The sequence below is a fragment of the Rhodococcus sp. WY5 genome (assembly GCF_018588185.1).
GTDB lineage: Bacteria > Actinomycetota > Actinomycetes > Mycobacteriales > Mycobacteriaceae > Rhodococcus_F > Rhodococcus_F qingshengii.
Map to the genome: position 1 here is coordinate 1,227,545 of NZ_JAAMPR010000001.1, position 11,263 is coordinate 1,238,807.

Genomic DNA, 11,263 nt, shown 5'->3' on the forward strand with positions numbered 1-11,263 from the left:
CATTCCGGCCGCAACGATGCCGGCTGCAAGACGATCGGTGGTGACGCCTTGAACACCGATGGGTTCTTCGATGACGCAGTTCCGAGCGCGACGCACGTGGCTGGTTCTCGGCGTCGTTGTCGCGGTCATCGCTCTCGCCGGATCCGGGCTGCTCAGCCCACGAACTTCGGTTCTGGTGGACGATATCGCCCAGCTCTTCGGCGGAGCCACCGCAACTGCGGTCTGTTGGTGGACATCGCGGCGCTATCACGGCGTCGAGCGTCGTTGGCGAACTCTGATGGCTCTGGGTATGGCCGGCTGGACTCTCGGGATGTTCTTCTGGGCGTTCTACCGCTCGGTTCTCCACGTTCCACTTCCGTCGCCGTCGATCGCGGATATCGGTTTCTTCATGTTCCCGGTGTTCGCCGTGCCGGCGCTTCTGTCGTTGGTGCGTCAGTCGCCCCGGCGTGAGGCGATCGGTCCGATCCATCTCTGGCTCGTGCTGACGCTCGACGGTCTTGTCGTTGTCGGTGGATTGTTCATCCTCACGTGGACGACGGCCCTGGGCGCCGTCGTTCATACCGGTCCGACGGGATCTCTCGGGTTTCTTGTCGCGGTGATGTATCCGATCACCGACTTCGTTCTGATCGCCATGGTCTTGCTGATGGTCATCGGACCGAAGGCCGTTGCCGAGATCCGCGAACCGCTGACGTTCCTCGGGTGCGGGTTGGTGATGCTCTCCCTTTCGGACAGTCTTTTCGCGTACTTGGTGGCGATCGGCGCCGAGAGTATGCCGACCATCGCCGATGCCGGGTTCATCGCGGGGCCGCCGTTGATCGCCTTGGCGGCGCTGACGAAGCGAACCGAGCCTCGGAACCGCAACGCGCCGCAGCAGTGGCGAAGCGATCGGACTCAGTTGCTGCTGCCGTATCTGTTGATCGCGGTGATCGCGACGATCGTGACTGTTCAGGCGCTGATCGTCGGCAACCTCGATGCCGTGGTCGTGATACTCGGCGTCGGCGTGTTGGTTCTCGCGCTGGTGCGCCAAATACTCACGCTCCTCGAGAACGACGCGCTCCTTCAACAGATCTCCGCTGCCCAGGACGAGCTGAGGTACCGAGCACATCACGACCCACTCACCGAGCTTGCAAACCGGGCCGCGTTCGACGAACACTTTGCGAGCGCCATCGACGACTATCGCCAGACGAACTCCGATTGGGTGCTGATGCTTGTCGATCTGGACGACTTCAAACAGATCAACGATCGATACGGGCACCCGGCCGGCGACCGGTTACTGGTTGCTCTCACAGCACGTCTGCGCGAAGCGGTTCCCGAGGGTGCGTTTGTCGCCCGATTCGGTGGCGACGAGTTCACAGTGCTCCTGCAGGGCACGATCGACGACGCCGTCGTCGTGGCTCGCCGGATCGTCGACGCGCTCAGGTCCGATCAGACTGCAGACACATCGGTGTCGGTGGGTGCGAGCGTTGGTGTCGCGCATTTCGAGTCCGCGCAGTTCGAGTTTGGGGACGAACCGCTCAGCGCGCACACTCTTCTTCGCCAGGCCGATGCGGCGATGTACGAGGCGAAGAGAAGTGGGAAGGGCGCGGTCGTTGTCTACGGCGACCGTCGCAAATGGTCATCGCCGTAGTAGTGCAAAAATCGTTGCCGGTGAACCCGATCCGGCCTTGTTGATCGCACCACCGACAAGGATGCTAGCCCCGGTGGTTGGCAGGGCGGCAAGATTGTTCAAGTTCTCCAGGCTGATTCGATGCTTGTCGTACAGGATTGTCGAGACGGGGTAGGTTTCGTCGTTTCCGAGGTCGGGACCGAACGTGTCGGTTCCCAATGCTCCGCGGGTGCCCAAACGGCCGGTGTCTATCAGCCACCGCGCCGCGTCCACCGAGAAGCCGGGCTGGTGGGTGACGCCCTCGGCATCGGAGTTGGCATATTCTTCGCTACCCCAGCGCGATTCCCACCCGGTCCAGAGAACTACGGCCGCTCCATCGGGGATCTTGCCGTTGCGCGTTTCCCATTCCTGCAGGTCCGCGACCGTGAGCGCATAGTCCGAATCGGCGGCAGCCTTGTCCCGGATGTCGATCTTCACTGCGGGGAGGAAGAGGTCCGCCGGATCGAGTTGGTCGGCTGTGAGGCCGCCTTCCTGGAAGTGTGCGGGTGCGCCCCAATGCGTGCCCGTGTGCTCACCTTCCTTGACGTACTGGAGGTAGTAGCCGTCGTCTGCGATGGTGGCCGCTGTGTCGAGAGTGAACTCGGGGTCGCCTGGAAAAACCGGCGTCGTCGCCGGGTCGTTCACGTGTGAGAGCGAAACAACCGACAACTGTTCGTTCAACGGGCTTGTTGCGTCTTGACTGCTTCCGGAACTGCTACCCATGTCGATCACCTGAGGTCCCGCTACCAGCGCCAGACCTGTGGCTGCGCGCTGAAGTAACTGCCGTCGTTTCATCGATCCCCCACCAATTTGTCCGAATTGAGAGTGTTGCAATCACTTTCGCTCCTTGAACACTAGGACAGAACCTTAGGCTGCTGCGGACCACGACGACCACTCCACATCGCGGACAGCTATGACCTGTCCGTGCGGTCGGTGATCTACGTACTGCGGATACTTTGCGGCCAAAGCATCGATCGCGCTCTCGGACTCCTTGGTGCCGGGGTCGAGAACCTCCGCATGTCCGTCGACGCGGACCCACCAGAGCGCGGACCAGTCGTCGTCGTAATGATCGACCAGCAGGCTTGCGCGCCCCGTCTCGGTGATGTTCCGGAGCCTGCGAAGAGCGGTCGTGGTTTTCGGTTTGTGGTCGACACAGGAATAGACGGTGCCGCCGACCAAGACGAATACCAGCGGCACGACGTGCGGAACGCCGGCCGCATCTGCCGTTGCCAGGTGAGCCACCCGCGCGGCTTCAAATCGTGCTCTCGGGTCGTCCATATTCACAGCGTAAGGGGATCAAGGGTTGCCGCGAGCCGCTGCTGACGGAACAGTGGTCTCATGGAACCGGATGAAGCGCTTCGGGAGATCGCCTACTGGCTCGAACGATCACGCGCTGAAACGCACCGCGTCAAGGCCTATCGCCGAGCTGCGGAGGTCTTTTCAGGATTGTCCGACGAGCAGAAGGAGTCTCGCCGGAAAGCCGACAGTTGGAAGGCCCTCACCGGCATCGGGCCGAAGACTGCGACGATTATCGCTCAGTCGTACGACGGCATCCCCGAGTATCTCGAGGAACTGCGGGGGCAGGCTGAGCCCATCGGCGACAGCCCATTGCGACAAGCCCTCCGCGGCGACCTCCACACCCACTCCGACTGGTCCGATGGTGGAAGCCCCATCGAAGAGATGATGCGACGCGCAGCGGCACTCGGCCATGACTACTGCGCCCTCACCGACCATTCGCCTCGCCTCACAGTTGCCAACGGGTTGTCCGCGGAGCGCCTACGGTCTCAACTCGACGTGATAGCCGGGTTGAATGCCGAACTGGCTCCCTTCCGCATCCTCACGGGAATCGAGGTGGACATCCTCGAGGACGGTTCACTCGACCAGGATCCCGATCTGCTCGACGAACTCGACATCGTGGTGGCGAGCGTCCACTCCAAGCTGCGGTCCGAACGTGAGGCGATGACCCGCAGAATGCTTGCTGCAGTGCGAAACCCGCGTGTCGATATTCTCGGACACTGCACCGGGCGTCTTGTCGAGGGTGCTCGCGGAACCCGGCCCGAGTCGCAGTTCGACGCAGAGAAAGTGTTCGAGGCCTGCCGAGAATCAGGGACCGCCGTCGAGATCAACTCCCGACCGGAGCGTCGTGACCCGCCTTCGCGTTTGATCGAGTTGGCCCGCGATCTCGATTGTCTTTTCTCCATCGACACTGACGCCCATGCCCCCGGTCAGCTGGCTTGGCAGGGCTACGGCTGTGACCGGGCCGAAAAGTGCGGTGTCGAAGCCGATCGGGTGATCAATACCTGGACCGCCGAAGATCTTTTGGAGTGGGCAGGCAATTGACGGTCTCGGCACGCGCGCTGCTGTCGGTGCCGTTGGTGGCGTCGCTTTGCCTGGTCACCGCTTGTTCGGCTCCGTTCTGGCGAGATTCGGTGTACTTCACACCTCCTGAGGCTCGGGTGTTCGAGACTGCCGACTGTCTCGGAATTGAAGTCGCATGGGGCCTGTTCGGTGTCGATCTGTATTCGCGTCCGAAACACGAAACAGGGTATCTTCCATCTGATTTCGATCCAGTGGCAGTATTTCGTTGCGAAGTCGGCGAAGATGCCTCCGGAGCGCTAACCGTCGACATGGTTCGACTCGAAGGTGACGTAGCCGCCGTCAAGGATGCATATCGTGTCGACTCCAAACGCTTTCCCGACAATGTCGTTGCGAGTTGTGTCACAAGCGAACTGGTTCCCGTCAAACTGTGGATGGTCAACAGCGCCGGACAAGTGATGTTTCCGGCCTGGCCGTCGAGTCCGTGCGGCTTTCAAGTCGGGCCTCTCGATTCGCTTCGATCTCTGCATGAAGTCGAACGTGTCCGAACTTCGTTGAGTCTTTCTCCGACGATGGCGAATTGCGATCGCTCGTCTGCCGTTCAATTCGACCGGACAGATGCCAGAGAAGTTGACAAGGCGCGCGAGCAGTTCGAGAGAGGCGAAGGCTATGACCCGCTAGACAATGAGCTGGCTACGCCTGTCGCTGATGCTGCAGGACTATCCGTGTGCCGGCATGAATCTCAGACAGACGTGGACGTTATTCGCCTGTCCGAAGCGGAGAGTCGAGACGTGGTTGCCGCCATAGCCGATGCTCCTATAGCTCCGCCTTGTGATCAGATCGCGACAGCGACAGCATCATCAACCCTCCTACGGGTTGACGGTTCGGGTGGTACTCCTGTGAGCGTGGAGTTGGATGGATGTCGCCGCGCCGCCCTTTCCGGCTATCGAAGCACGCCGGAATGGGTCACCGAGGCGTTTGCTCGGTGACCTCCGGGTTCAGAGTCGTGTGGTGGAGCGGAGGGGTTTCCGGTCGGGGTCGATGCCCGGTGGTGGGATGAACCAGGGCAGGTGATCGGTGCCCATTCGGATTTCCCATTTGCCGGTGAATCCGGGTTTTCGGTGCATCAGGGTGTGGTGGGTTCGGCAGAGCAGGACCAGGTTGTCCATGACGGTTGGTCCTCCTTTGGCCCAGTGTTTGATGTGGTGGGCGTCGGTCCAGGCGGGGACGCAGTCGCAGCCGGGGAAGGCGCACCCTTTGTCGCGGGCGATCAGGGCGGTGCGTTGTGCTGCGGTGACAAGCCTTTTGAGTGGGGTGACATCGAGTGGGGCACCGTTTCCGTCGAGGAGGACGCTGGACAGCATGCAGTCACAGGCGATCATGCGGGTGCGGCCGACGCTCAGTGGTCCCATCCAGGGCATGTGGCCGACATCGAGATCTTGTTTGTCGAGATCGTGAAAGTCGAGATCGAGCATGCCGGGATCGTCGTCCTCGGACGGGACAGGTGTTGAGCCATCACCCGTTGTGGCGCATTCACGGTGGTAGGCCAGGTCTTTGGCGTTGATGTGCACGTTCAGGTGTGGGCGTTGGCCGCCGTCGATGCCGGTGGCAGCGTTGTCGAGGTAGCGTCGGATGAGTTCTGCCATGGCGTCTGCGTTGCGTGTGGCGGCGGGTCGTTTGTCGGGTGTGCCGTCTTCGGCGGGGGTGGGCATGGAGAGGTTGGAGAGGGCGGAGAGAAGCATTTCGCCGGTCACTCCGTCGAAATCGCCTCGGACGGCGACTCTTCCGTTGAGGGTGGGGGAGATGCGCAGTTCGTTGCGGTCGGTGTCTTCGCTTGGTGGTGGGTCGTCGGATTCGAACATGTGCTCGAGGACGCTGATGGCGTAGCGCAGTTTGACGGTGGTTGCTTCGGTTCCCGATGCTGCGGCGAGGAGTGTGTCACGGCAGTACGGTAGTGCGGCGTCGGGCATTGCCTTGGGTGGGGATTCGCAGAACGCCACGATCAGTGCTGCGTGCTCGAAAGTGAGGTCACCGGCATCGAATTGGTCTTCGATCTCGGGAAACGACCGTAGCGCTTTGCCCAGGGCTGCGATTCTTCTGCCGGTGGAGATCTGCAGCATGGTGTGGTTCGCGAGCCATTGTCCGGTGCCGCGGTAGCAGAGTACTTGTTCGTCCGGGTTCAACGTCAGGGTGTCGACAGCGGCGACTCGAATGGCTTCCAGGCGAAGGATTTCCGCTGACGCGGTGATGGCGATCTCGCGGACGTCGCTGGGGTGAAGCCGCCACAATCGTCCGCGCACACCCACGGCGGAGTTGTTGACCACGTCGGTGACAGCATCTTCGGTGATGTTGATCGTCATGAGAACCCCCCCGTTCCACCTCCCATCATACTCGAACATACTTTCGAGTCAAGGGCTTTTTCGAGAAGGTGAGGTGGGCCCGGCCGTCGTGATTCTGTTGTTCGAGAGCAGATTCCGTCGCTAGAGCATCAGCGCCGGATCTGTAGTCAGTTCGATGTTCAGCCACGGTTCGTAGGGGAGATCGGCGAGGCTGGTGGCGAACGAGCGTCGTACTGCGTCTTCACCGTCGATGTCCCAGCTGTGTGGCGCGACCATGAACGTCGCTTCGACATACAGCTTGCGACCCACCTTGCTCATGGTGAGAGTCGGTTCGTCCAAACCGAATTCGTCGCGGACGACGGCGATGGCATCGTGCACGCGGGCCTGAACGTTTTCGCCGGGAGCACCTTCGAGGAGTTCGATCAGTGCGGTTCGCAGAAGTGCGTACGGTTGCGGGACCAGCATCGCGCAGCCGAGGAGGACCAAGACGGAGTCGACATATCGGTCGGCGTCGGAGAAATCGGTGCGGCCCAGGATCATTGCGACGACAGCACCGACTGCGACCAGCGCGCTGAAGGCAGCCGACGCTCCCCATTGCCTGGCTTCGGCGACGAGCAGATCAGATGTGCGGTCGACTTGTCCGACGTAGCGCCAGATGATGATCGACACCACTGCGCTGACAGCGCCGTATGCCACCAGAGACCCCGCGGTGACGTCGGCTCCGCCCGCGAGGATGACACGAACTGCCTCGACTGCGGCGTAGGCGAGCGTCGCCAGTAGTGCCATGCCCTGGACAGCGATGACGACCGGGATCAATGCCTCCTTTCCGAACGGGAAGCGTGCGGTGGGGCCCGAGTCGGCTATCCGCGAGACCCGCAGTGAGATCGCCGTCAACACCATTCCGATGAGGGCGTACACACCGTCGAGCAGGATCACCTGGGACTGCGAGATCCAGCCCCAGAATGCGGCGAGCACAGCCAACGCCGTTGCGACCACGAGCGAGTACCGCAGGGCCTTGCGTTCGCGGGTAGCGCTGTCTTCCTTGGTGCCCATGAATTCCAAACCGCCTGTCCGTTTCGATATTCCTCCACGTAGGAATACCAGCAACGACGCGCAGGCACGGGATCAGTGGACCAATTGCGCTGCCAGATCGAGAAAGTCCTCGGCGTTGATGTCGAACTCGTCGGAGAAGGACACATCGGGATTGCCCCTGGCTCCGAATTCGAGTGGTCGAGCTATGAAGGCTGTGCGGAATCCGAGAGCTTTGGCCGCCCGGATGTCATATTTGTGACTGGCAACCATCATGATCTCGGCCGGGTCGTACCCGAGATATCGAGCAGCCAGGTGGTAGATCTTCGGATCTGGTTTGAAGACGCCGGCCATTTCGGCAGTGAAGACGGCATGCCATGGCAGATTTCCGTGCCGGGAGATGCTGACTGCGGCATTCACGTCGGCGTTGGACAAGGCAGCGATTGTGTACTGCTGGCGCAGGGTTGTCAGGCCGGCGACAGTGTCGGGCCACGGGTCCAGGAATTTCCAGGCGGTGGTGAGTTCTTCCTGTTCGGCATCGGAAAGTTCGATGCTCTCGCGGGCCAACAGCTTGCGCAGAGCCTCGCGGTACACCGAATGTACTGTCACCCATTCGCCTGTGGAGTCGTCGGCCTCGGAGGTGTTCGCGAAGTACTCAGCGCGCCAGAGATTGACGAATCTTGGCCAGTCCACGTCGGCGTCGGTGATTCGACGGGCCTCTCGGCACAGTGTGCTGTGAAAATCGGTCGCTGTGCCCTGGACGTCGAACAGCAGTGCTTTGATCTTCTCGCGCACTAGGCCTCCACTCCGAGATCACCTGACGGACTTCCTTCATTATTGCGGCTGCGGCGCCGGATTCGTGCTCGGTGAGCGCAAAGGCTCGACGCGTCGCAAAATAGACATCTATGGCAGACCGCGGATTTACCCCGACTCAGCTCGCCGCCCGAGCTGCCTACTTGCTGCGCGGAAACGACCTGGGCACGATGACCAGCGCTGCCCCGAAGCTGTATCCCCACATGTGGAGCTGGGACGCCGCGTTCGTGGCGGTAGGTCTGGCGCCGCTCAGCGTCGAACGGGCGGTAGTAGAGCTCGATACCTTGCTCTCGGCTCAGTGGAAGAACGGAATGATTCCGCACATCGTGTTCGCGAACGGTGTCGACGGCTACTTCCCCGGCCCGACGCGGTGGGATGTCAATGCGTTGGCAGCGCATGCTCCTTTGGGTACCGCTACATCGGGAATCACCCAACCCCCCGTTCACGCGATCGCGGTGCAGCGGATTCTCGATCATTCGCGTCGGCACGGACGTACGACGCGTGCGGTCGCGGAAGAGTTCCTCGACCGGCGCTGGAGCGATCTGGTTCGGTGGCACCGGTGGTTGGCGGAGGCCCGCGATCTCGACGGCAACGGCCGTATCGCGCTCTATCACGGGTGGGAATCTGGGATGGACAACTCTCCGCGGTGGGATCTGGCGTACGCGAATGTTGTTGCGGGACAAGTTCCTGCGTATCAGCGTGCTGATCTCGCTGTGGTGACGGACCTGTCTCAGCGGCCCACGGATAACGAATACGACCGCTACCTTTGGCTTCTCGAAGAGATGAAGGCCGTGCGGTACGAGGATTCTCAACTCGCCACTGCCATGAGTTTTGCCGTCGAGGACGTGTTTGTCAGTGCGGTTTTCTCGATGGCATGCGACGTCTTGGCAACTATCGGTGAGGAGCATTCGCGGCCGAACTCCGACGTCCGTGATCTGCGCGGTTGGGCAGATCGATTCCGGCAGGGCGTGATTGCCACCACCGATGAACGATCAGGTGCAGCAAAGGATTTCGATCTTCGCGCCGGGCGATGGGTTCATACCGAGACCATCGCGATGTTTGCGCCGTTGCTGTGCGGCGGCCTGAGCCGCGATGCCGAGCGCGCTCTGTTGCGCACTTTCGAGGGGCCCAAATTCTGTGGTCACCCGGACATGCGGTTTGCTGTCCCACCGTCGACGTCTCCGGTTTCCGGCGATTTCCGCCCGCGGGAGTATTGGCGTGGCCCGGTGTGGCCGGTGATCACGTGGTTGTTCTCGTGGGCGTTCGCGCGTCGGGGGTGGGCCGAGAGATCGCACGTGTTGCGTTCGGAGGGTTTGCGGCAGGCCAGCGATGGCAGTTTTGCCGAATACTACGAGCCTTTCACCGGTGAGCCGCTGGGCAGTATGCAACAGTCGTGGACCGCTGCGGCTGTTCTCGATTGGCTCGGTTGAGTGAACATTCCTTGAATTCGGGGACAAAACGGACTAGTCGACCTTAGTCTCGGGAAATGGTCGAGCGACGGATCGTCAGGACACTGGGCAAGCTCACCCCGATCGCGATGGCAGCTGCCATCGCGATCACGGCACCTGGCCTCGCCGCTGCCGACGCTCCCCGTGGCCCGGACGTCTCTTCGTGGCAACACGTGGACGGAACCGGAATCGACTGGTTCCAGGTCAAGGCGTCAGGGCACGAGTTCGCGATGGTCAAGGCCACCGAGTCGCTCAACTACGTCAATCCGTACTTCATCCAGGATTGCCTGGTCATGCGTGCTGCCGGCGTCTCGCGCGGGGCCTACCACTACGCAGACGTTCGCCAGTCCCCCGAAGCCCAGGCCGCCTTCTATTCGGCGATCGTCCTGGGTATCAACGGACCTGGTGACCTCCCGCCCGTTCTGGATCTCGAGGACGCGAAGGGACTGCCCGCCGGGCAGGTCATCGACTGGACTCATCGCTACTTGAATACAGTCCAGACACTCACCGGGCGGCAGCCCATCATTTACACGTATCCCAACTTCTGGCGTACTCAGATGGCCAACACCACCGAGTTCAACCACTACCCGCTGTGGATCGCCGATTACAACGGGCAGAACGCACCGGGGCCGCTACCCGGCGGTTGGTCCAACTGGACTTTCTGGCAGTACACCAGCACCGGACGCATCCCCGGAATCACCGGAAACACAGATATCAACGTCTACAGCGGAGCCCAGGGCGATTTCGATCGCTACGCCAACAGTGTGGGGTTCGGCAGCAGCTAGGTTGCGGCGGGGCCTTTGGCTCCGTGGTGCCCGGTTCGGGCCCTTTCGCCCTCGATGCATTTGCCTCGAGGCACGCGGAAGGGCCCTTTTTGGCACTCTTGTGACGCTTGGCTGGTTAGTCCGGTTGTTGCTCGTCAGTTACGAGAATTCTGCCGGGCGGTAGCCACGGTCGCTGAACTTTCGACTAGCTGAGCAGGATCAGAAAATAGCTATGGCAGAAAATGAGCAGAACTGCTCTGCCTGAAAAGCTACAAAACGGACTTGAAGTTGGGTTTGAATCGAAGGCGGCCGCCCGGTTTCGGGCGAAGTTGGTGCCTCGCAATCCAATTATCGGAGCCTCGGGATGCTTCGTTACCGGCAGCCGTCGCTGAGTGTGGTCTGGATCAATTCGATCAATTTCGACGTGCTCGCACGGGTGATCGGACTCCATTCAGGACGGGGTTTCCGACCGTCGTTCGAGGGTCTGTGGCGCATCCAACAGGCCTTATCCATATTGGGCATTTGTCCAGATTCCGTACCTTCCTTGAGGTTGGTCGTCACCCGATCTGGTCAGCGGAAACGTTGAATGTCATCGCGTTCGCCGCGGTGCCGCACTCCGAGGGCTGAATTGTCCGCTCGGACAACACTGCTCCTCGAAGCTTGTCCGATCTACGAACAAAAACGTCGATCGGTCTGCTTTGTCCGACTTTCGATGGGCAAGCTCCCGGTTATCTGTTATCTTGTTTCTGATAACTGGAAGGTTGCTCTCGATTTGCGCGGATTTCGAGGGCCAAGGTCCTGTTCAGGACGGCTCTTCCAACACGCAGGTGTTTCCGAAGAGGAGCTCGAATGACAGGACCGGCAACAGCGTCCGGTGTGAGGTCGATCAGCCGAAAACAGGCGCATCGA

9 protein-coding genes are annotated in these 11,263 nt (G+C 61.2%); 4 read left to right on the forward strand and 5 right to left on the reverse strand.

The genetic code is table 11. The features are described 5' to 3' along the window. Positions 1–70: 70 nt before the first annotated feature. Entirely contained in the window at positions 71–1,627 is a 1,557-nt protein-coding gene (locus G4D79_RS05565) for a GGDEF domain-containing protein (RefSeq protein ID WP_099696909.1), read from the forward strand. Here G4D79_RS05565 and G4D79_RS05570 read toward each other — a convergent pair. Continuing rightward, complete coding sequence (locus tag G4D79_RS05570; protein WP_007729041.1) at positions 1,616–2,368, reverse strand: cyclase family protein; 753 nt, start codon at positions 2,366–2,368, stop codon at positions 1,616–1,618. The genes G4D79_RS05565 and G4D79_RS05570 overlap by 12 nt on opposite strands. 144 nt (positions 2,369–2,512) lie before the next feature. Continuing rightward, positions 2,513–2,923: a TIGR03668 family PPOX class F420-dependent oxidoreductase gene (locus G4D79_RS05575; protein ID WP_250887504.1), complete on the reverse strand. Its 411-nt coding sequence runs from the start codon at positions 2,921–2,923 to the stop codon at positions 2,513–2,515. A 60-nt stretch (positions 2,924–2,983) separates the two neighbouring features. Here G4D79_RS05575 and G4D79_RS05580 point away from each other — a divergent pair, with 60 nt between their 5' ends. Beyond that, positions 2,984–3,985 carry a PHP domain-containing protein gene (locus G4D79_RS05580; protein WP_003942580.1) on the forward strand — a complete coding sequence of 334 codons (1,002 nt, stop codon included), beginning with the start codon at positions 2,984–2,986 and terminating at the stop codon, positions 3,983–3,985. A 974-nt stretch (positions 3,986–4,959) separates the two neighbouring features. Here the strand turns inward: G4D79_RS05580 and G4D79_RS05585 are convergent. From G4D79_RS05585 to G4D79_RS05595, 3 genes are all read right to left on the reverse strand, one after another. Then, on the reverse strand, positions 4,960–6,321 hold the full coding sequence (locus G4D79_RS05585) for an HNH endonuclease signature motif containing protein (protein ID WP_099696912.1): 1,362 nt from the start codon (positions 6,319–6,321) through the stop codon (positions 4,960–4,962). A gap of 120 nt (positions 6,322–6,441) precedes the next feature. Beyond that, positions 6,442–7,353, reverse strand: coding sequence for a cation efflux family transporter (locus G4D79_RS05590; protein ID WP_007735270.1), 912 nt, complete (start codon positions 7,351–7,353; stop codon positions 6,442–6,444). A gap of 72 nt (positions 7,354–7,425) precedes the next feature. After that, positions 7,426–8,124: a haloacid dehalogenase type II gene (locus G4D79_RS05595; RefSeq protein WP_007735269.1), complete on the reverse strand. Its 699-nt coding sequence runs from the start codon at positions 8,122–8,124 to the stop codon at positions 7,426–7,428. 110 nt (positions 8,125–8,234) lie between these two features. On the opposite strand from G4D79_RS05595, the gene G4D79_RS05600 reads away from it, so the two are divergent. Both G4D79_RS05600 and G4D79_RS05605 read left to right on the forward strand, forming a co-directional pair. Continuing rightward, positions 8,235–9,572 (forward strand): amylo-alpha-1,6-glucosidase, encoded by a 1,338-nt coding sequence (locus tag G4D79_RS05600; RefSeq protein ID WP_099696913.1) that lies wholly within the window; start codon positions 8,235–8,237, stop codon positions 9,570–9,572. Between the two features lie 107 nt (positions 9,573–9,679). After that, positions 9,680–10,375, forward strand: a complete 696-nt coding sequence (locus tag G4D79_RS05605; protein ID WP_371714689.1) for a glycoside hydrolase family 25 protein — start codon at positions 9,680–9,682, stop codon at positions 10,373–10,375. Positions 10,376–11,263: the final 888 nt, after the last annotated feature.